This window comes from Intestinimonas timonensis, assembly GCF_900626145.1.
Classification (GTDB): domain Bacteria; phylum Bacillota; class Clostridia; order Oscillospirales; family Oscillospiraceae; genus Intestinimonas; species Intestinimonas aquisgranensis.
Window position 1 is genome coordinate 19,535 of sequence record NZ_LR130816.1, and the last position, 20,583, is coordinate 40,117.

The following is a 20,583-nucleotide window of genomic DNA, read 5'->3' on the forward strand; positions in this document are numbered from 1 at the left end:
TCACAGCCCCAGCTTTCCGGACACAAAGTCGTCCACGGTGGCCAGGGCGTCGTCCAGCTTGAGGACATCGGTGCCGCCGCCCATGGCGGAGTCGGGCTTGCCGCCGCCCTTACCGCCGCAGATGGCGGTGACGTGCTTGATGAGGTCGCCAGCCTTCACGCCCTTCTGAACGGCATCCTTGCCGCAGACGGCCAGGAAGGTGATCTTCCCGTCCTTCACGGCGGAGAGCACGGCCACCACAGACTGACTCTTGTCACGGAGGAAGTCGCCCATCTTGCGCAGGCGGTCGGAATCGGCGTCGGCCAGGGTGGCGGTGACCACCTTCAGGCCGCCCACCTCCTTGGCGCCCATGAGGAACTGACCGGCCTCGCTGACGGCCTCCTTGGCCTTGAAGACCTCCACCACATGGCGCAGCTCCTTGAGCTCCTCCATGTTCTGGACGGCCTTCTCACGCAGCTCGCCGGGCTTGGCCTTCAGGGCGGCGGCGGCCTGGAAGAGCATCTCCTGGTTCCGGTTCATGACCTCCAGGGAGGCAAGGCCGGTGGTGGCCTCGATGCGGCGGACACCGCTGGCCACGGAGAATTCGCTGGAGATGTGGAACACCCCCACCTTGGCGGTGTTGTCCAGGTGGGTACCGCCGCAGAACTCCACGGAGTAGCCCTCGCCCATGTCCACCACACGGACGGTGTCGCCGTACTTCTCGCCGAAGAGGGCGATGGCGCCCCGCTTCTTGGCCTCCTCGATGGGGAGCACATCGGTGTGGATGTCGTAGCCCTCCAGCACGGCCTCGTTGACCATGGCGGAGACCTTACCCAGCTCCTCGGCGGTCATGGCGGAGAAGTGGGTGAAGTCGAAGCGGAGGCGGTCCTCCTCCACCAGGGAGCCGGCCTGCTGCACATGGTCGCCCAGCACGGTGCGCAGGGCCTTATCCAGCAGGTGGGTGGCGGAGTGGGCACGCATGACGGCCTTCCGGCGCTTCACGTCGATGGCAGCGGAGACGGTGTCGCCCAGCTTCAGGACGCCGCCGGTCAGCTTGCCATAGTGCATATACTTGCCGCCCTTGTTCTTCTGCACGTCGGTGACGGTAAAGACGGCGTCGCCGGCGGTGATGGTGCCGTGATCGGCCACCTGGCCGCCCATCTCAGCGTAGAATGGGGTCTTATCCAGGACCACGATGGCTTCCACGCCGGGCATGAGCTCCTCGGCCTGCTCGTTCTCCACCACCAGGGCCACCACCTTGGCGTCGCCCACAGCGGTGTTGGCATAGCCCACAAACTCGGTCTCGGGCACGTCCTTGCCGAACTCCACGCCGGCCCAGCCCAGGTCGCCCAGGGCCTCACGGGCCTTCCGGGCACGCTCCTTCTGCTCCTGCATGAGGGCCTTGAAGCCGTCCTGGTCCACGGTCATGCCCTGCTCCTCCACCATCTCGATGGTGAGGTCGATGGGGAAGCCGTAGGTGTCGTAGAGCTTGAAGGCGTCGGCGCCGGAGAAGACGGTCTCTCCCTTGGCCTTGTGCTCAGAAAGAAGGTCGTTGAAGATCTTCATGCCGCCGTCGATGGTGCGGGCGAAGTTCTCCTCCTCGGTGCGGATGACCTTGGTGATATAGTCCTGGCGCTCCCGCAGCTCGGGGTAGTGGCCCTCGTTCTCGTGGATGACGGTGTCGCACACCTCATAGAGGAAGGGCTCGTTGACGCCCAGCAGCTTGCCGTGGCGGGCGGCCCGGCGGAGCAGGCGGCGGAGCACGTAGCCCCGGCCCTCGTTGCTGGGCAGCACGCCGTCGCAGATCATGAAGGTGGCGGAGCGGATGTGGTCGGTGATCACGCGCAGAGAGACGTCCTTGGCGGCGGTCTCACCGTAGTGGGCGTTGGTGATCTCAGACACCTTGTTGGTGATGTTCATGACGGTATCCACGTCGAACAGGGAGGCCACGTCCTGGCACACGCAGGCCAGACGCTCCAGGCCCATACCGGTGTCGATATTCTTCTGCTTGAGCTCGGTGTAGTGGCCCTCACCGTCGTTGTCGAACTGGGAGAACACCACGTTCCAGACCTCGATATAGCGGTCGCAGTCGCAGCCCACGGTGCAGCCGGGCTTGCCGCAGCCCCACTGCTCGCCGCGGTCGTAGTAGATCTCGGAGCAGGGGCCGCAGGGACCGGAGCCGTGCTCCCAGAAGTTGTCCTCCTTGCCGAACTTGAAGATGCGCTCGGCGGGGATGCCGATCTCCTCGTTCCAGATGCGGAAGGCCGCGTCGTCGGCGGGAGTGGTCTCGTTGCCGGCAAAGACGGAGGGATAGAGGCGGTTGGGGTCCAGGCCCACCCACTCGGGGCTGGTCAGGAACTCCCAGGCCCAATGAATGGCCTCGGTCTTGAAGTAGTCGCCGAAGGAGAAGTTGCCCAGCATCTCAAAGTAGGTGCCGTGACGGGCGGTGTGACCGATGTTCTCGATGTCGCCGGTGCGGATGCACTTCTGGCAGGTGGTCACACGGTGGCGGGGGGGCTCCTGCTCCCCGGTGAAGAAGGGCTTCATGGGCGCCATACCGGAGTTGATGAGCAGCAGGCTGGCGTCGTTCTGGGGGATGAGGGAGAAGCTGGGCAGACGCAGGTGTCCCTTGGTCTCAAAGAACTTCAGGAACATCTCGCGCAGCTCGTTCAGGCCGTAAGGCTTGGTGGGCATGGGTATTACCTCCGTTTATCTTCATTTTATATTGCGACTCACTGGTCCCGGCGGCGGGAAAAGAAAAACCGCCCCCGGCATCGGCCAGGGGCGGAAAAGCATTTCCACGGTACCACCCTGATTACGCTTTGTTGAAAAAGCGCATCTCATTCCATCCTGTAACGGGGATGATCCGTCCCGGTCCTCCCGGGCGGCTGGTGAAGTGGCGTGCGGGTCCGTGTCGCGGAGGGCTCTCACCGTCCCCTCTCGCTCGTCGCGGCGTGGCCCGCTTGGCTTCGTCCTTGCCCTTTTAAGCTGTTTTATTTTATCACTTTTCGGGGCATTGTCAACTGGTTTTTTCGCTTTTCCGCCTCTCATAGATTAGCACAGCCGCCAAATCCAGACCCAGGCCAGTAAGCACCGCCGCCGTCAGAATGGGTTCCACATTGGGCAGCACATCCATGAGGGCCGACCAATCCTCCCAACGGACCCAGTTTACTGCCGCGCGGTATTCCTCCAGAAGGGACAGCACACCGCAGGCCAGGCTCCCATAGAGGAGCAAGGCCCAGCCTCTCTCCTTCCCGGCGATGGCCCGTCCCAGGCAGAGCAGTGCCAGCAGAAAGGCCGCGGCTCCAAAAAATAGCCAGCTCAGCGTCCAGTTCATACGTCCTCACCTCCCTCCGAGTTCATGTCGGGAGACGGCCGCCGATCAGGCGCCAGTATCGTCCCCAGAAAAAAGAGCACCGGGGGCAGCAGGGCAGCAACAGCAATGGCGGGAAACCACAAAAGGGCCCAGCCGAGGCTGTTGACCTCCAGTAGCTGGATCACCACCAGGAACATGAGGCAGAACGACGGGCTGGCCAGGAACGCCGTGGACATCAGCAGACAGAAGCCAAACAGAGATGTGGGCTCCGTCAAGCACAGGGCAAAACCGCCGAAGCCCCACAGGCAGGCGATCCCGCCCACCAGGGCCACCGCCCGGAACCACTCCCGGACCGCAGGCCGCTCCCAATTCAGCAGGAAGGCGGCAAAGGCTCCGGCGGGCACATAGAGCAGCATCAGCAGGGCGCACAGCGGCCCCAGCAGTCCCGCGCCCCCCTCCGCGGCCCCGAACATGGCAAAGGCCACCGTCGTCCCCAGGGCGGAGAGCACAAAATGTCCCCCCGCGAAGCCCAGGAACCGGGCGCGGAGGGAGGTATGCTTCGCCATACGATCACCCCTTTCAAGGGTATCGTATCACCGTCGTTATTGAAAGTCAATCTATTTTTATTGTTTTTCAATAAATTCCTCGTCCAAGTCCTCCTCCCGATCCAGGGCGGCGATGGGGAGGTAGCTGCCCATCAGGTAGAGCAGAGGAGGCAGGAGACCGGTAACCAGCCCCCCTACGTAAACTGCCCACAAGGAGCCACCGCTCCCCCAGCCCAGGAACTGGGCCAGCAGGCTGAAAAGTCCGTAGGCGGGACAGTTGAGAAGCATGGCGGCCACCAGCAGTCCAGTACCGTGGGGGATGAGGTAGGCCAGAGCCAGCAGCAGCCAGAAGGCAGCGGCAGGCACCAGCAGCAGCAGGAGGGCCTCCTCCACGTCAGGGCGGGGCAGAAGGTTCCGCTTGCGGGTGAAGCGCCCGGCGGGAAGGTAGGCCACCAGCCCCAGGATCATGGGGATCAGGGCGGGCAGTGTGCCGCTCAGCTCTGATGCTGCTCCCTGGAGCGGGAAGGGCAGAATATCCCGCACAGCGTTCCCCAGGCCCAGCAGACCGCTCGCCGTCAGGGCGAGGACAGTGAGGAGAGAGACGACCGCCGTCAGGATCAGATGGCTCCGGCAGAATTCCAGCAAAATAGGCCGCAGCAGCCGCTTCATGGCAGATCGTCCCTCCTTCTTAGGTGTGACCGGCCTAAAATGCCGGTCCCCCGATTCAGCAGACAATATTATAGCACAAAATATTGGGATTTCCAGCCCTAGTTTTTGTGCAGAACTATTGTGGGCTCAAATCCACCTGGCGGCGAAGGATGGACAGGGGTTTTACTTGACGGGGCAGGCGCATTTTGAAACGCATCTCCGGCTTCTTTGGCTCCAGGAGGGGAAGACCGTCCATGTCGGTCATCTCCGGCACCGCAAAGGTCATGGGGTCCAAACCAGGGGCCAGGAGCTCCACCTGGGTCCCGTCGGAAAACTTGTTCCGCAGGGAGAGAACGGCGGTGCCATCGGGGGAGCAGGTCTCCACCACAGCACACACCTGGTAGTCCCGGATGTAACGGGCGTCACCGGTGTACTGGCCCGGCTGTCCGTAGTAGAAGCCGGTGGAGTAGGGCCGGTGGGAGACCTTGTCCAGCTCGGCGCGCCACACCGGGTCCAGGGGCCTCCCAGCCAGGGCGGCGTCCAGCCCATGGCGGTAGGCCCCGGTGACCACGGCGGCGTAGTAGGCCGACTTGGCCCGCCCCTCGATCTTCAAGGAGCTGAGACCGGCCTCCACCAGGTCGGACAGGTGGTCGATCATGCACATGTCCCGGCTGTTCATGATGAAGGTCTCATTGTTCTCCTCATAGACAGGGAAATACTCCCCGGGCCGCTTCTCCTCCACCAGGGCGTACTTATAGCGGCAGGGCTGGGCGCACATGCCCCGCTGGGCATCCCGGCCGGTCATGTAGTTGGACAGCAGGCACCGCCCCGAGTAGCTCACACACATGGCCCCGTGGACGAAGGCCTCGATCTCCAGCTCCTTAGGGGTCTTGGCCCGGATGGTGCGGATCTCCTCCAGGGAGAGTTCCCGGGCCAGGATGACCCGGCTGGCCCCCAGGTCGTACCAGGCCTGGGCCACGGCGTGGTTGGTGACGCCGGCCTGGGTGGAAATGTGGAGCTGGAGGTGGGGCGCGTACTTCTGGGCCATGCGGAAGACCCCCAGGTCGGCGATGATGGCCGCGTCCACACCCACGCTGTCCAGATACTCCAGCCACTCCGGCAGCCGGTCTGCCTCGTCGCACCGGGGCATAGTGTTGCAGGTCACATGGACCCGCACCCCCCGGCTGTGGCACAGCTCCACCGCCTCCCGGAGCCCTTTTCGGTCAAAGTTGCCCGCAAAGGCCCGCATGCCGAAGTCGCTGCCCGCCAGGTACACCGCGTCGGCGCCGTAGGCCACCGCCATGCGCAGGCGTTCCATGTCCCCCGCCGGGGCCAATAGCTCGATGCTCATTCCCTTGTTCCTCCTGTCAAAAGGGCGGTCGCCCAAAGGCGGCCGCCCCAGTGTTTAATTGCCCCGCTGCTGGGCGATGAAGTTCTGCTGCGCCTCCAGGCTCTGGAAGAAGGAGTGGGTGCCGTCGCTGCCCAGGGCGTAGTAGTAATAGTTGGTGCTCTCCGGCTCTATGGCGGCCTTGATGGAGGCCAGGCCGGGGTTGGAGATGGGTCCGGGGGGCAGCCCCTTGTTGGTATACGTGTTATAGGGCGTGTCGGCGGTATAGTCCGCCGAGGTGATGGTGCGGCCCAGGGCGTAGACCAGGGTGGCGTCCACCTGCAGATAGCCCTGCGTCCCGGCATTCGGGTTGTTGAGCCGGTTGTAGATGACCGAGGCGATGGTGGCCCGGTCATTGCCGTCGGTCTCGCGCTCGATCATGGAGGCGATGATGACGATCTCCCGGACGGTGTACCCCTTTTCCTGGACCTCCGCCCGCATCTCGTCGGTGAAACGGCGGTCGAAGTTCACCAGCATCTTGTTGATGACCGTCTTGGGGTCTTCGCCCATATAGAACTCATAGGTGTCGGGGAACAGGTAGCCCTCCAGCCGGTGGTAATCCCCCAGTGGGATCTCCTGAAGGAAGGAGAAGGCGTAGTCGTGGGTGGCCGCCATGTCCCGGAGCTTCTCCACCGTGGAGACACCGTTCTCCTCCAGGCGCTGGAAGATCTGGTCCACCGTGTAGCCCTCGGGGATGGTGACGGTGACCATCTGGCGGCTGGCCGAGTTGGAGCCCAGGTTGGTGACGATGGCCCGGTAGTCCATATCGGTGTCCAGCTGGTAGGTGCCGGGGGCCATCTTCTCCTCAGCGTTGGAGAAGAGGGAGAAGAGCCGGAAAACCAGCTTGAACTCGATGATGCCGTTCTCCTTGAGCTGGTCGGCCACATAGTCCAGGTCCACCACCTCAATGGTCTTGGTCTCGCTACCCTCGTCGGTCTTCACCGTCACTTCCTTTTCGGTAAAGATGTCCTCGGGGAGGGTGATGATGGCGGAGTGCTCGGCCTTGTTGAGGGCCAGCACGTCGTTGGCCGCCACCCAGCCCACCGCCGCCAGCAGGGTGGAGATGCCGATGACAAAGGCCACGTACAGCAGGGTGCCCAGCAGGCTGAAGCCCTTCTTCTTCCGCCGTCTCCGGGTGGCGGGGCGCTCGCTCCGCTCCCGGGGCTGCTCGCGCCTTCCGCCGGAGCTTCTTCTTTCCTCTTGTGACATAGGCAGTTTTTCTCCTTCCGGTTTGCTCCATCGGGGAACCAATGGCGGTCCCGCCTCATAGAATAGGCCAGTTGGAGGGCAAAAGCCCCGGTCTTCCGCCGGCGGCGCCTCCAAACTCTGAAAACGAGGTGTGTCGTTCATGTTCGGTAACAATGGTAGCTGCTGCTGGATCATCCTGATCCTCATCCTGGTGTGCTGCTGCTGCGGCGGCGGGAACAGCTGCGGCTGCGGCTGCAACAATAACAACAACGGCTGTGGCTGCGGCTGCGGCAACAACAACAGCTGCGGCTGCGATCCCTGCTGCTGAGTCCGCCCCACTGCCTCCCCGGCCTACTTAGAAACCCACAGTGTCCCTCCGGGGCGGAGCCTTTGGGCTCCGCCCTTTAAAAATGCCGTTCCTTTTCCGTCACCTTCAGGCAGGGCATTCGATCCCACGCGAGGCGGGCTGCCGCCCCCTCTCACTCCCCCGCTGCGGCAAGGGCTGTGGTCTTTCCTCAGCGTCTGTTCGTCAGAATATGGGACGGGCCCTCCAGCCCGCGCTTCTCCGTCAGCACCAGGTCTACGGCCCGGTCATGCTCCTCCACAGGCAGCTCCTTTTGAAGGAGGCCCTCCCGGCACAGACCCACCGTCCGGCCGCCGTAATCGGCCAGGTAGCGGTCATAGTACCCGCCCCCCTGTCCCAGCCGTCGGCAGGACAAATCGTAGCAGAGGGCAGGGACCAAAATGAGATCGATCTCCCTCTTGTCCACCGTGGGACAGGCATCCAGTGGCTCCGGGATACCGAACACCCCGGGCCGCAGGTCGTCGCCGCTCCGGACCAGACGGGCCTCCATAGCCCGGCCGGGCAGGCATTTGGGCAGGCACACCCGCTTTCCCAGCCGCCATAGTTCGGGGAGCAGGCGGCCGGTGTCCGGCTCGGTACCCACGCCGTAAAAGAGCAGCAGCGTCTCCGCCTCCGCCGTCCAGGGCAGGGCCAGGAACCGCCGGAACAGGGGCTCGTCGCTCTCCCGGCGCTGGTTGGCGGTCATGGCCGCCGCCTGGGCCCGGACGGTCCTCCGCAGGGCGGCCTTAGCTCCGGTACAGGATACCATTCTGGACCTTGTCCACCGCCTCGGCGCCCTTGAGCACCTCCACCAGCTTCAGTCCGAAGGGGAAGGCGGCACCGGCGGCCTGGCCGGTGACGAACTTTCCGTCCACCACCACCTGGGCCTCCCGGTCCACAGCGGCGGAGCCCATCTCCTCCCACACGCAGGGGTGGCAGGTGACGGGGCGACGGTCCAGCATGCCCATGTGGGCCAGGATGGAGGGGGCGGCGCAGATGGCCGCCAGCCAGCAGCCCCTGTCCCGGGCCTTCTGGATGAGGGCGGTGGCGAAGAGGTCCATCTGGATGGAGGCCACGCCGCCCAGCCCGCCGGGCAGCACCAGCATCTCCATGTCCTCCTCCTTCACCTGCTCCAGGGTCATATCGGCGGTGACGGTGATGCCGTGGCTCCCCTTCACCGCAAGGCCCTCCAGGCCCACATAGGCCACGTCCACACCGGCCCGCCGCAGCAGGTCGCCGGGGACGATGGCCTCGGCCTCTTCAAATCCCTCTCCCAGCAGAATATATACCATGGATCATTCTCCTCCAAATATTCGAATCTATCAAAATGATACGTGATGGGGCCTGTCACAGCAGGGCGCTGACCCGGTCCCAGATCTGTTGATGGATGTCCTCCGGCGGGCGCACCGCCCCCTGCTCATCCACACAGGAGATCCGCTCCCAGCCGCACAGTCCGGCGGCGGCCAGAGCCGCCGCCCGGCAGCGGCGGAGGTAATCGGTATCCACCTCGTGGATGTCGCCGGTGGTGTGGGTCTCCCCCTCCCGGCGGCGGAGCATCTCCACCGCCCGATCAGTGGGCATGTCCAGATAGAGGACCAGGTCGGGGGCGGGCAGCCCCAGCTTGTCATACTCAAAGTCGAACAGCCAGCGCAGGAAGGGCGCCCATGCCTCCTCCGGCAGCTTGCTGGTCTGGTGGACGGCGTTGGAGGTGGTATAGCGGTCGGCCAGGATGAGTCCGCCCCCCTCGTAGTCTGCCCCCCACACCTTTTTATAAGAGGCGTACCGGTCCACCGCGTAGAAGGTGGAGGCGGCGTAGGCGTTCACGTCATCGGGATGGGACCCGAACTCGCCCCCCAGGTACATCCGCACCAGGGCCGACGAGGGCTCCCGATACTGGGGAAAGACGATGCGGTGGAAGGGCTTCTTCGCCTCCTCCATCCGGCGGCACATGAGGGAGAACTGGGTGGACTTGCCCGACCCGTCGGTGCCCTCCAGCACGATGAGCCTGCCCTTCATGCCCGCTTCCCCGCCTTTCCCCGCTCGCCCAGGGCGGCCACCAGGAAGAGGGGCAGCCGGGCCATGCGGCCGATGCGCTTTGGCTCCTTTTTGAGGCGGTAGAGCCACTCCAGGCCCAGCTTCTGCCAGGACTCCGGCGCCCGCTCCACCACGCCGGCAAAGACGTCCAGGCTTCCGCCCAGGCCGGCCATGAGCCGGGCGCCGGTGGCGGGGCCGTTTTTCACCATCCAGTATTCCTGCTTGGGCGCGCCCAGACAGACAAAGACCACGTCGGCCTCCGCCGCCCGGATGGCCTCCACCACAGGGGCGTCCTCCTTGAAATAGCCATCGTGGGTGCCGCAGATGGTGAGGCCGGGGTATCTGGCCTCCAGCCGTGCGGCGGCGGCCTCGGCCACGCCGGGCTTGGCACCCAGCAGGTAGAGCCGCAGGCCGGTTTTCGCCATGTGCTCCATGAGCTTCCCGGCGAAGTCGATGCCGGGGCAGCGGCCCTTCAGGCTCCGGCCCAGGATCTTGGCGGCGTACACCACGCCGATGCCGTCGGGGAGCACCAGGTCCGCCCCGTTGAGGGCCTGCCGGAAAGGCTCCTCCCGCCGTGCCCGGTCCACCAGCTCCGGGTTGGGGGTCACCACATAGTGGAACCCCCCCGCGTCTATCATCCCGGCGGCCGCGCTGGCCGCCTCGTCCAGGGTCAGGTCGTCAAAGCCGACCCCCATGATCTCTGTCCGCAAGGCACATGCCTCCATTTTCATCATTCTCAGCCATCATACCACAGGGAAGGCCAAAAGTCTATCGGAACCTGGCTTTCCCACCCATCTTTATGAAAAATTAAGCATTGACATTTCTGGAAAAGAGACTATAATACAGACAATACTTTAGCGCAAAAAAGCAGTGAAGTACTGCATTTGCACGAATCGGAAGGATGAGAAGCATGAACGTTTTGTCTAAAGTGACCTCTCTGGCTGCGGCCAGTGCCATGGTCCTGTCTCTGGCCGCCTGCGGCGGTACCTCCGGCACCAGCTCCACCCCCGCCCCGGACAGCAGCACCCCCGCCGTGGGCACCGCCTCCTACACGGTGGGCATCTGCCAGCAGATGACCCATGAGGCGCTGGACGCCGCCACCCAGGGCTTCAAGGACGCTCTCAATGAGCTGCTGCCCGGCCAGGTGACCTTCGAAGAGCAGGACGCCGGCGGCGAGTACGCCAACTGCGGCACCATCATGGACGGCTTCGTCTCCGAGGGCGTGGACCTCATTCTGGCCAACGCCACCTATCCTCTCCAGGCCGCCGCCTCCGCCACCGCCGACATCCCCATCCTGGGCACCTCCGTCACCGACTACGCCACCGCCCTCTCCATTGACAACTGGACCGGCACCGTGGGCGGCAACATCTCCGGCACCTCCGACCTGGCTCCCCTGGACCAGCAGGCCGCCATGCTCCAGGAGCTCTTCCCCGATGCCACCAACGTGGGTCTCCTCTACTGCTCCGGCGAGCCCAACTCCGTCTACCAGGTGGAGACCATCCAGGGCTATCTGGAGGATATGGGCTACACCTGCGCGCAGTACGCCTTCACCGACGTGAACGACCTGTCCTCCGTGGCCCAGACCGCCTGTGACAACTCCGACGTCATCTACATCCCCACCGACAACACCGCTGCCGCCAACACCGAGACCATCGCCAACGTGGTCATCCCCGCCGGCGTGCCCGTCATCGCCGGTGAGTCCGGCATCTGCTCCGGCTGCGGCGTGGCCACCCTGTCCATCAGCTACTACGATATCGGCTACAAGACCGGCGAGATGGCCGCCCAGATCCTCACCGGCGAGGCCGACATCTCCACCATGCCTGTGGAGTACGCCCCCAACGTCACCAAGATGTACAACGCGGCCAACTGCGAGGCCCTGGGCCTCACCATGCCCGCGGATTACGAGCCCATCGCCTGATCCTCTCTTCCCCCTTCTAAAATCGCAAAAACAGCGGGGCGCTCTGTGCCTCCGCTGTTTTTGCGCGTTTCCCGCCCGCGGCGAAAATCCACCTTTTGGAGGTATCGACTTATGGACTTCCTGCTCTCTTTCCTCAACTCCATGCCCGGCGCCTTCGGACAGGGTCTGGCCTGGGGCATCATGGCCATCGGGGTGTACATCACCTTCCGAATCCTGGACATCGCCGACCTGACCGTGGACGGCTCCCTGGCCACCGGCGGCGCGGTGGCCGCCCTGGGCATCACCATGGGGCTCAACCCCTGGCTGGCCCTCCTCATGGCCTTCATCGCCGGTATGCTGGCCGGTCTGGTCACCGGGCTGCTCCACACCGCCTGCGGCATCCCCGCCATCCTCTCCGGCATCCTGACCCAGCTGGCCCTCTACTCCATCAACCTGCGCATCATGGCCATCGGCAGCGGCGCCAGCACCAAGGCCACCCTGGCCCTCAGCGTGGACAAGCAGTCCCTGCTGGTCTCCTCCCGCTACATCCGTGAGATGAGTCTGCGCAACCCCCTGCTGCTGCTGGCCGTCCTCACCGTGGTGGTCATCGCCGTCCTCTACTGGTTCTTCGGCACCGAGCTGGGCTGCTCCCTCCGGGCCACCGGCGCCAACCCCAACATGGCCCGGGCCCAGGGCATCAACACCAACACCGCCAAGGTGCTGGGTCTGGTGGTCTCCAACGGCCTGGTGGCCCTCTCCGGCGGTCTGCTGGCCCAGTACCAGGGCAGCTCCACCGTGGATATGGGCCGCGGCGCCATCGTCATCGGCCTGGCCGCCGTCATCATCGGCGAGGTGCTCCTGGGCAAGGTGTTCATCAACTTCGCCCTCAAGCTGCTCTCCGCCGTCATCGGCTCCATCATCTACTACATCGTGCTCCAGTTTGTGCTCCGGCTGGGCCTGGAGTCCACCGACCTGAAGCTGCTCTCCGCCGTGGTGGTGGCCCTCTTCCTCACCATCCCCTACTGGAAGGGCAAGTACTTCACCAAGACGGCTCGAAAGGAGGCGGCGCGCAATGCTTGAGCTCAAAGAGATCTACAAGACCTTCAACGCCGGCACCATCAATGAAAAGCGGGCCCTCAACGGGGTCTCCCTCACCCTGGCCGACGGGGACTTCGTCACCGTCATCGGCGGCAACGGCGCCGGCAAGTCCACCCTGCTCAATGCTGTGGCCGGAGTGTGGCCGGTGGATTCCGGCACCATCGCCATCGACGGCATCGACGTCACCCGCCTGCCCGAGCACAAGCGGGCCCAGTACATCGGCCGGGTCTTCCAGGACCCCATGATGGGCACCGCCGCCACCATGCAGATCGAGGAGAACCTGGCCCTGGCCGCCCGCCGGGGCAAGCCCCGGGGCCTGAAGGCGGGCATCACCGCCAGCGAGCGGAAGGAGTACCGGGAGCTCCTCAAAATCCTGGACCTGGGCCTGGAGGACCGGCTCACCGCCAAGGTGGGGCTCCTCTCCGGCGGCCAGCGCCAGGCCCTCACCCTCCTCATGGCCAGCCTGGTCAAGCCCAAGCTCCTCCTCCTGGACGAGCACACCGCCGCCCTGGACCCCAAGACGGCGGCCAAGGTGCTGGACGCCACGGAGAAGATCGTCCAGCGGGACAGGCTCACCACCCTGATGATCACCCACAACATGCGTGACGCCATTGCCCACGGCAACCGCCTCATTATGATGTATGAGGGCCGGGTGGCGGTGGACGTCTCCGGCGAGGAGAAGAAAAACCTCACCGTGGAGCAGCTTCTCTCCCTCTTCAGCAAGGCCAGCGGCTCTGACGAGGCTGACGACAAGCTCCTCCTGGGCTGAAGCCGCTGGCCTTGCGGGACCCATCGCAGATGGGACGGCGGTCACGCCGTTCAAGCGTTTTGCGCAGCAAAACCTTTCATGGGCGGAATTCATTTCCGCCCATGAAATTGCAGTCGGGGTCCCCGGCCGGCTCCGGGCCGGCCGGGGATACCGCAGATCGGATGAAGCCGACGACAAGCTCCTCCTGGGCTGAAAACAAATAGAAAAGCGCCCCCGGACCAAATGGTCCGGGGGCGCTTTTCTATTTGTGGATTCAGCCGGCCCAGCCGGTAGACAGCTTCAGGCTGTGGAGGACGATGAGATCATCCAGTGCCATGAAGGTGACGCCGTCCACGGCCTCGGCAGAGGCGACCAGGCCCACGGTGACGTCGCCCTTGACCGCCTGGTCCGCACCGATGGCAAAGTGGTAGAGTTCCACGCCGTCGCTGGTGACGGAAACCTGGTTGGTATAGGGCTCCCAGGCCACCTCACAGCCCAGGGCCTCGGCCACGGCCCGTACCGGCACCATCAGGCGGCCATTCTCCACCTTCGCGGCGGAGGTGCCCTCCAGAGCCAGGGTCTCGCCGTTGATGGTGACCTCCAGGCCGTTCGTGGACACCCAGCCGTCGTAATCGGAGGGGAAGACCATGACCTTGCTGGGGGAGGCCTGGGCGGGCAGGCTCATGGTGGTGACACTGTACCAGGAGAGCAGGCGGGTACCGGGCACGATGTCAGCGGCACTCACAGTCTCCTTCTCCCAGCCGGGGGCGACCAGATACTCGGTGTCGCCGGTGAGGTGGAGGACCACGTCGTTGTTCATATAGACATCCACGCCGTCCTCGGTCTGGGTGACAGTCTCCACCTCAGCATAGTTGGGCGCGCCGAAATCGGCGGGGATGCTGCACAGGATGACCCGGGCAGTGCTGATGGGGGGCAGGCTGTCGGTCATCTCAGGCCCCACCCAGGCGTAGATGGCCTCCCCGGCGCGGAGGTCATCAAAGGTCTTGGCCTCGCCGGTAACGGCGTCCAGGATGAGGGTGTCCTCCCCCACGTTGACCACGACCTTCTGGTAGGAGTCGCTGTCGTTGCTGTTTTCCAGGGTGAGGCTCATGTCACCCAGCTCCACGGCGGTCCCCCACACCCGGACGGGGAAATTCTCCCCCCGCTGGACCAGCTCATAGGTCGGAGTCTCGGCAGAGATGGGGAGAGCAGTGGGCGCCTCCGCTGCCAGGGCTGGCACGGACAGTGAAAGCGTCAGCACCGCCGCCAGAGCGGCGGTCAGGATTCTTTTCTGCTTCATGGTGGAAGATCCTCCTTATTCAGTGGTTCTGCCTTCTTGGACGACGAAGGTGGAAAATAGTTCCCGCTTTTTTCGTCTGTCCCGAAAAATTATTCCTCCGTCACCGGAGTGAGGATACCGATGTAGTCCAGCATCCGGTAGAGCATGACGGCGGCCTCCTCACGGGTGGTGGGGGCGGTCGGGTCCAGCTCCTCCAGAGGGACCGCCAGGAAACCCAGGTCCTCCGCTGTCACCACATAGGGCCGGGCCCAGGCGTCATAGGCCTGCACCGCCTTGGCCGCCAGCTCCTCCTCCGTCACCTGCTCCAACCGGCGCTCAATGGAGAGGTCGGAGCGCTCTCCCATCCGGGCCAGGATGGTTAAAAACTGCTGGTGGTCCACCAGATCGTCGGCCCGGAACTCCCCATCCTCATTGCCCTGGATGAGACCCAGGTTATAGGCAATGTCCACAGCGGTGGCGTACCAGTCCTCCTGGTCCACATCGGTGAAGGGGGCGCTGCCCTGGCTCTGCCAGCACCAGTACCCCATGGCCTGGACCATCATGGACACCAGCTCGCCCCGGGTGAGCGGGTCCTGAGGTCCAAAGTCGCCGTTCTCGTTGCCCAGGAGGACCCCCAGGGAGGCCAGAGTATTGATCTCATCGCCGTAAACGGAGTCCGCCACGTCGTCAAACCAGCGGGAGACATAATCCACTCCCCAGGCCTCGGAGACCTCCGCCGGGGTGACCGCCTTGCCGCCCAGCGTCATGGGGGTGTTGGGGGCGATGGCGGAAAGGAGCTCAGCAAAGGCGGGAGCATAATCCTCGCTCACCGCCTCATCCCGGTGGACATACCAGGTCTGGCCGGCCAGCTGGAGGACCAGCACGTCCTCGGAGGCCTGCTCCTCAGCAGTGCCGCACAGCAGGCGGGCCACCTCATCGGCCAGGTTGGCGTCCACCACCAGGTGGGGCAGCACGCCGGAGCGGTCGGGGGTCACATAGTTGGGAGAGTAGTACCGCTCCGTGGTGATCTTGAAGGCGGAGCCGTCGGGCTGCTCAAAAACGTTCTGGGCGATGCCCTTGCCGAAGGTCCGGGTACCGATGATGAGTCCGTATCCGTAATCCCGCATGGCGGCGGCAAAGAGCTCAGAGGCGCTGGCGGAGTTGCCGTCCACCAGGACCACCAGGGGCTCCTGAATGAGGCCGGGGATCTCCACCGGGAAGGGGTTGGGCCGCCACACCGACAGGTTGCCCTGCCGGTCTACCACGTAGGCCACATCATGGTTGCCCAGGACATAGCCCACCGCCTGGATCACCGCTATGGCAGAGCCGCCGGGGTTGCTCCTCAGGTCCACCACCCAGCGGTCAGCGGCCTCGTCCTCGGCGGTGATGTACTCCTCAAAATAGGACCCACTGGTCTCGCCAAAGCTGTTGCAGCTCAGCCAGCCGATGTGGTCGTCCACCACCTCGCCGGTAACAGTGGGAAAGACCACCGCCTCCCGGGTCATGGTAAGCTTCAGCTCCTGGTCGTCCCGCAGGATGGTGATGGTAACTTCCGTTCCCGCTTCACCGGTGATGAGGGCGGCCAGGGCGTCGGGAGAGCCGGCCTCCTGGATGGTGGTGCCGTCGGCGGCCACGATGAGGTCGCCGGTCTTCAGTCCGGCCTCCTGGCTGGGGGAGTCGGGGGCCACGCTGCTCACCAGCAGGCCGTCAGCCGTCTTCTCCACCATCACGCCGATGCCCACCACATTGGTACCATCCATACCGCTCTGGAAGTCGGCGTACTCCTCCGCCGTCATGTAATAGGTATAGGGGTCCCCCAGGGCGTTGGTGATCTCCTCGATGGTGGGCAGGGACAGGATCTCTTCGGGGATCTCGTCGATGTAGTTCTCCCGGAGCAGATCCCGGGCCTCGTCCACCGTGATGGCGCCGGCCACGGGGCTCAGCGCCAGGGTCAGCGTCAGCCCAAGGGCCGCCGCGCGTACAGGCAGTTTTGTTTTCATGGGTCAAGCTCTCCTTTGCCGTATCAGGTCATTCCATTGTAGCACCCCGGCCCGGGGCTGTCCACCTCCTGTTGGTTACAAAAGGGAGACGGAACATCCCCTTGACTTCAGCCATCCAGCCGCTCCTCCAGGGCCTTTCGCACCGTCCGCAGCACCTTGAGTCGGGCGTATTTTTTGTCGTTTCCCTCCACGATGATCCAGGGTGCGTATTCGGTGGAAGTCTTTTGAAGCATCTCGTCCACCGCCGTCTCATACGCCGGCCACTTCTCCCGGTTGCGCCAGTCCTCGTCGGTGATCTTGTAGCGCTTTTCCGGCGTATTTTCCCGGTCATGGAACCGGCGGAGCTGCTCGTCTGGGTCGATGTGGAGCCAGAACTTCAGCACCACCGCCCCCCAGCGGGTGAGACTCCGCTCGAACTCGTTGATCTCGTCGTAGGCCATGCTCCAGCGCGCCTCCGGGGTAAGCTTTTCCAGCCGCTCCACCATGACCCGGCCGTACCAGGTCCGGTCGAAGAGGACGATGTGGCCGTCCTTGGGCAGCTGCCGCCAGAACCGCCACAGGTAGTGCCGGTCCAGCTCATCCTTGGTGGGGGCGGCGATGGGCACCACGTCGAAGCCCCGGGGGTCCAGGGCCCAGGAGAGACGGCGGATGGCGCCCCCCTTGCCGGCGGCGTCCCAGCCCTCAAAGCCGATGACCACCGGCACCTTCTCCCGGTAGAGGCGGCTGTGGAGCTTGCTCAGGCGCTTTTTCTCCTTCTTGAGGGCGTCGTCGTAGTCGGCGTCGGAGAGCCGGGGGCTCAGATCCACCTGGCCCAGCCGGGGCATCTCCAGCAGGGGCCAGGGCGCCCGCTCCGCCGGAGCCGGTTTGGGCACGCCGTGGGCCAGTGCGTCGGAGAGCGCCTCCTTTACCGTCCGCAGCACCTCCAGAGGACCGCTCCCCTTCTCCTCGTTCCACACCACGTGCCAGAGGGCGTGGGGGGTACTGGTGGCCTGGAGAAGGAGGTCCAGCTTTTCCCTGCGGCGCACATAGTCCCGGTTCTGCCGCCAGTCCCGGTCGATGACCCGCCAGGCGGTGTCGTCGTCCCCCGCCAGCTTCTCCAGCCGCCGGCGCTGCTCCGTCTGTCCGATGTGGAGGAAAAATTTCAGAACCAGGTAGCCGTCATCGCACAGCTGCCGCTCGAAGATATTGATCTCCTCCACCAGTCGGGCCGTCTCCTTCGGCTCCTCCTCCATCCGCTCCAGGGCCCGGCCAAACCAGCTCCGCTCCAGCACCGCGATCTGCCCCTTGGCCGGCAGCCCCTTCCAGAAGGGCCACAGCAGGGGGCGGCGCTTCTCCTCGTCGGTGGCCGGGCCAAAGGTGAGCACCTGGTAATTGCGGGGGTCCAGCCGGGCAATAGTCCGGGCGATGACGGCCCCCTTGCCGGCGGCACTCCACCCCTCAAAGACCAGCATCACCGGGATGCACGCCTCCTTCAGCGGCTGCTGGAGGGCCTCCAGGGCCAGTTCCAGCTCCTTACGCTCCGCCTTCCACGCCTTTTGCTCGTCCTTGGTATGTGTACGACGTTCCTCGTTTTCCAGCATGGTTCTCCCATCCTTTCACCCATCCGGGCCCCTTGCCTGTGCGGCACTTTTTTGATATAATGTGGCGGTACTATTTATCTTAAGTTAGGAGTTTTATCATGTCTTCCCCCAGGGAAAAAGCAAAGTCCCTTCTGTGCACCTACGGCATCATCCTGCTGGGCTCCGCCATTTTATCCTTCGGGCTCTACAACATCCATGAGCAGACTCAGGTCACCGAGGGCGGCGTACTGGGCATGACCCTCTTCCTCCAGCACTGGCTGGGGCTCTCCCCCGCCATCACCAGCCCCGTTATGGACATCGCCTGCTACCTGCTGGCCTGGCGCTTCCTGGGTAATTCCTTCGCCCGGTACGCTGTCACCGCCAGTCTGGCCTTTGCCGTGTTCCACGGCCTTTGGGAGCAGTTCCCGCCCCTCCTCCCCGACCTTAGCGCCTATCCGGTGGTGGCTGCCATCGCGGGCGCTCTCTTCGTGGGCATCGGCGTGGGACTGGTGGTGCGCATCGGCGGCGCCTGCGGCGGCGACGACGCCCTGGCCCTCACCATCTCCCACCTCTCCAAATGGCCCATCGCACGGTGCTACCTCATCACCGACCTCACCGTGCTGGCCCTCTCTTTGAGCTATATCCCCTTTACCCGCATCCTATACTCCCTCATCACCGTCACCCTCTCCTCCTTCCTCATCGGCCGGGTACAGAGCTTCGGCCGTCCGTCGGAGAAAGGACAGGAGCCGGAGATCCAGACAGCACAGTGAGTATTTCACACTTTCTACGCCAACGGGCGCACCAAACATGGTGCGCCCGTTTTTCTTTCCCGAGCAATTCGACTCAGCGGTCCCACTTCTGGATGAGGGCCATGAGCTCCTTTTCGAACTGAGCCAGGTCCTTGTTGGTGCCGCCCTTGTTGTGGCGGATGGCCTCCATGAGGTCCTGACCGGCAGCCTCCAGCTTCCGGTAGGCGGGGGAGCCGGACGCCGACACCGGCTTGGGCGGCAGGGGAACACCGGCGGAGAGCATCCGGTCGGCGGCCAGGTCGTAGACCTCCTCATACTCGGCGGCATGGGCGGCAAGCCCGGCGTCCCGCAGCTTCTGGGCAAAGATCTCGGTGACCGACGCCTCGCCGTGAACCACGAAGATGTGCCGGGGCTTGGGGGCGTAGTGCTTTGCCCAGGCCAGGAGGTGGTCCCGGTCGGCGTGGGAGGAGAGGCCCTTGAAATTGACAATGCGGGCGTTGACGGCGATCTCCTCGCCGAAGAGCTTCACCGACTTGGCGCCCTCCAGCAGGGCCCGGCCCAGGCTGCCCTCGGCCTGGTAGCCCACGAAGACGATGGTGCACTCCTTCCGCCACAGGTTGTGCTTGAGGTGGTGGCGGATGCGCCCGGCGTCACACATGCCGGAGGCCGAGAGGATGACCTTGGAGCTGGTGTCCAGGTTGAGGGCCTTGGACTCCTCGCTGGTCTCGGTGAGAGTGAGGCCGGGGAACTGGAAGAGGGCGCCCCCCTTCAGCGCCTCGATGGCCTCCTCGTCCAGGTAGCCGTGGAGGTTGCCGGAGTAGATACGGGTGGCCTCGTTGGCCAGGGGAGAGTCCACGCACACCCGAAAGTCGGGGTGGGACTTCACCATGCCCTCCTCCTTCATCTCCCGCATGAAGTACAACAGCTCCTGGGTGCGGCCCACGGCGAAGGAGGGGATGATGACGTTGCCGCCCTGCTCAAAGGTCTCGTCGATAATCTGGGCCAGGGCCTCGGTATAGCTCTCCGGCGGCTCGTGGAGCCGGTCGCCGTAGGTGCTCTCCATGACCACATAGTCGGCCTCGTCGATGGTCTGGGGGTCCCGGATGATGGGCTGGTCCACGTTGCCCAGGTCGCCGGAGAAGACGATCTTCCGGGTGACACCCTCCTCGGTGAGCCACAGCTCGGCGCAGGCCGAGCCCAGCAGGTGGCCGGCGTCGGTGAACCGGAGGCGCACCCCCTCACAGAGGTCCACCAGCTCCCCGTACTCGCAGGTCTCCACCAGCTCCATGGCGTGCTCCGCGTCGGCGATGGTGTAGAGGGGCTCCACCGGCGCCCGGCCGGCCCGGCGGCCCTTCTGGTTCTGCCACTGGGCGTCCGACTCCTGGATGTGGGCCGAGTCCCGCAGCATGATGGACATGAGCTGTCCGGTGAGGCGGGTGGTGACAATCCTGCCGTGGAAGCCCTGCTTCACCAGCAGCGGGATGCGGCCGGTGTGGTCGATGTGGGCATGGGTAACGATGACATAGTCGATGTAGCCGGGGGCGAAGTCCAACACCCGGTTGTCCCGCTCGTCCCGCCCCTGCTGGAGTCCGCAGTCGATGAGGATGCGCTTTCCGTTGACCTCCACACAGTGGCAGCTCCCGGTGACGGCCTTGGCTGCGCCGAAAAATGTGAGCTTCATGGGGCACCTCCTTCGTTTCTTTGGTCACCTTCATTCTACCCCCTGGCCGCCCCCCTGTAAAGGCATCCCGGAAAGTTTACATTTGCCCTCAAACGCGGAAGGACCCGCCGACACAGTCGGCGGGTCCTTTTT

19 protein-coding genes are annotated in these 20,583 nt (G+C 64.5%); 5 read left to right on the forward strand and 14 right to left on the reverse strand.

The genetic code is table 11. The features are described 5' to 3' along the window. The 6 genes from alaS to mltG form a co-directional block, all read right to left on the reverse strand. The gene (gene alaS, locus E0E29_RS00110; protein ID WP_130848084.1) at positions 1-2,673 is read right to left on the reverse strand and encodes an alanine--tRNA ligase; all 2,673 of its coding nucleotides are present in this window, start codon (positions 2,671-2,673) and stop codon (positions 1-3) included. 325 nt (positions 2,674-2,998) lie between these two features. Further along, the gene (locus E0E29_RS00115) at positions 2,999-3,316 is read right to left on the reverse strand and encodes a hypothetical protein (protein WP_130848085.1); all 318 of its coding nucleotides are present in this window, start codon (positions 3,314-3,316) and stop codon (positions 2,999-3,001) included. Then, positions 3,313-3,861, reverse strand: coding sequence for a hypothetical protein (locus E0E29_RS00120; RefSeq protein WP_130848086.1), 549 nt, complete (start codon positions 3,859-3,861; stop codon positions 3,313-3,315). Before E0E29_RS00120 ends, E0E29_RS00115 begins: the two co-directional genes overlap by 4 nt. A gap of 57 nt (positions 3,862-3,918) precedes the next feature. Beyond that, positions 3,919-4,509 carry a hypothetical protein gene (locus tag E0E29_RS00125; protein WP_130848087.1) on the reverse strand — a complete coding sequence of 197 codons (591 nt, stop codon included), beginning with the start codon at positions 4,507-4,509 and terminating at the stop codon, positions 3,919-3,921. 115 nt (positions 4,510-4,624) lie between these two features. After that, positions 4,625-5,839 (reverse strand): peptidase U32 family protein, encoded by a 1,215-nt coding sequence (locus E0E29_RS00130; RefSeq protein ID WP_130848088.1) that lies wholly within the window; start codon positions 5,837-5,839, stop codon positions 4,625-4,627. Positions 5,840-5,893: 54 nt separating this feature from the next. Further along, positions 5,894-7,084: an endolytic transglycosylase MltG gene (gene mltG, locus E0E29_RS00135; RefSeq protein ID WP_130848089.1), complete on the reverse strand. Its 1,191-nt coding sequence runs from the start codon at positions 7,082-7,084 to the stop codon at positions 5,894-5,896. A gap of 139 nt (positions 7,085-7,223) precedes the next feature. Here mltG and E0E29_RS17935 point away from each other — a divergent pair, with 139 nt between their 5' ends. Next, complete coding sequence (locus E0E29_RS17935) at positions 7,224-7,391, forward strand: hypothetical protein (protein WP_165449750.1); 168 nt, start codon at positions 7,224-7,226, stop codon at positions 7,389-7,391. Between the two features lie 187 nt (positions 7,392-7,578). Here the strand turns inward: E0E29_RS17935 and E0E29_RS00140 are convergent, their stop codons facing one another. From E0E29_RS00140 to E0E29_RS00155, 4 genes are read right to left on the reverse strand one after another with little or no spacing between them, the layout of a single operon-like run. Further along, positions 7,579-8,175: a 5-formyltetrahydrofolate cyclo-ligase gene (locus E0E29_RS00140; RefSeq protein ID WP_130848090.1), complete on the reverse strand. Its 597-nt coding sequence runs from the start codon at positions 8,173-8,175 to the stop codon at positions 7,579-7,581. Continuing rightward, positions 8,153-8,698, reverse strand: a complete 546-nt coding sequence (locus tag E0E29_RS00145; protein WP_130848091.1) for a DJ-1 family glyoxalase III — start codon at positions 8,696-8,698, stop codon at positions 8,153-8,155. Before E0E29_RS00145 ends, E0E29_RS00140 begins: the two co-directional genes overlap by 23 nt. 55 nt (positions 8,699-8,753) lie before the next feature. Further along, on the reverse strand, positions 8,754-9,422 hold the full coding sequence (locus E0E29_RS00150) for a dTMP kinase (RefSeq protein ID WP_130848092.1): 669 nt from the start codon (positions 9,420-9,422) through the stop codon (positions 8,754-8,756). Continuing rightward, positions 9,419-10,150 (reverse strand): WecB/TagA/CpsF family glycosyltransferase, encoded by a 732-nt coding sequence (locus E0E29_RS00155; RefSeq protein WP_130848093.1) that lies wholly within the window; start codon positions 10,148-10,150, stop codon positions 9,419-9,421. The genes E0E29_RS00150 and E0E29_RS00155 overlap by 4 nt, the downstream gene beginning before the upstream one ends. A 191-nt stretch (positions 10,151-10,341) precedes the next feature. Here E0E29_RS00155 and E0E29_RS00160 point away from each other — a divergent pair, with 191 nt between their 5' ends. The 3 genes from E0E29_RS00160 to E0E29_RS00170 all read left to right on the forward strand — a co-directional run bounded on the left by E0E29_RS00160 (position 10,342) and on the right by E0E29_RS00170 (position 13,204). Beyond that, positions 10,342-11,358, forward strand: a complete 1,017-nt coding sequence (locus E0E29_RS00160; RefSeq protein ID WP_423202423.1) for an ABC transporter substrate-binding protein — start codon at positions 10,342-10,344, stop codon at positions 11,356-11,358. Positions 11,359-11,469: 111 nt separating this feature from the next. Next, positions 11,470-12,417 carry an ABC transporter permease gene (locus tag E0E29_RS00165; RefSeq protein ID WP_130848095.1) on the forward strand — a complete coding sequence of 316 codons (948 nt, stop codon included), beginning with the start codon at positions 11,470-11,472 and terminating at the stop codon, positions 12,415-12,417. Next, positions 12,410-13,204, forward strand: a complete 795-nt coding sequence (locus E0E29_RS00170) for an ABC transporter ATP-binding protein (protein WP_130848096.1) — start codon at positions 12,410-12,412, stop codon at positions 13,202-13,204. The genes E0E29_RS00165 and E0E29_RS00170 overlap by 8 nt, the downstream gene beginning before the upstream one ends. 253 nt (positions 13,205-13,457) lie before the next feature. On the opposite strand, the gene E0E29_RS00175 is transcribed toward E0E29_RS00170, so the two are convergent. The 3 genes from E0E29_RS00175 to E0E29_RS00185 all read right to left on the reverse strand — a co-directional run bounded on the left by E0E29_RS00175 (position 13,458) and on the right by E0E29_RS00185 (position 18,042). After that, entirely contained in the window at positions 13,458-14,483 is a 1,026-nt protein-coding gene (locus E0E29_RS00175; protein ID WP_130848097.1) for a copper amine oxidase N-terminal domain-containing protein, read from the reverse strand. Between the two features lie 89 nt (positions 14,484-14,572). After that, positions 14,573-16,462, reverse strand: a complete 1,890-nt coding sequence (locus E0E29_RS00180) for a S41 family peptidase (protein ID WP_130848098.1) — start codon at positions 16,460-16,462, stop codon at positions 14,573-14,575. A 107-nt stretch (positions 16,463-16,569) separates the two neighbouring features. Continuing rightward, positions 16,570-18,042 (reverse strand): phosphate--AMP phosphotransferase, encoded by a 1,473-nt coding sequence (locus E0E29_RS00185; RefSeq protein WP_130848099.1) that lies wholly within the window; start codon positions 18,040-18,042, stop codon positions 16,570-16,572. A 98-nt stretch (positions 18,043-18,140) separates the two neighbouring features. Here E0E29_RS00185 and E0E29_RS00190 point away from each other — a divergent pair, with 98 nt between their 5' ends. Beyond that, the gene (locus tag E0E29_RS00190) at positions 18,141-18,791 is read left to right on the forward strand and encodes a YitT family protein (RefSeq protein ID WP_130848100.1); all 651 of its coding nucleotides are present in this window, start codon (positions 18,141-18,143) and stop codon (positions 18,789-18,791) included. A gap of 73 nt (positions 18,792-18,864) precedes the next feature. On the opposite strand, the gene E0E29_RS00195 is transcribed toward E0E29_RS00190, so the two are convergent. After that, positions 18,865-20,451: an MBL fold metallo-hydrolase RNA specificity domain-containing protein gene (locus E0E29_RS00195; RefSeq protein WP_130848101.1), complete on the reverse strand. Its 1,587-nt coding sequence runs from the start codon at positions 20,449-20,451 to the stop codon at positions 18,865-18,867. Positions 20,452-20,583: the final 132 nt, after the last annotated feature.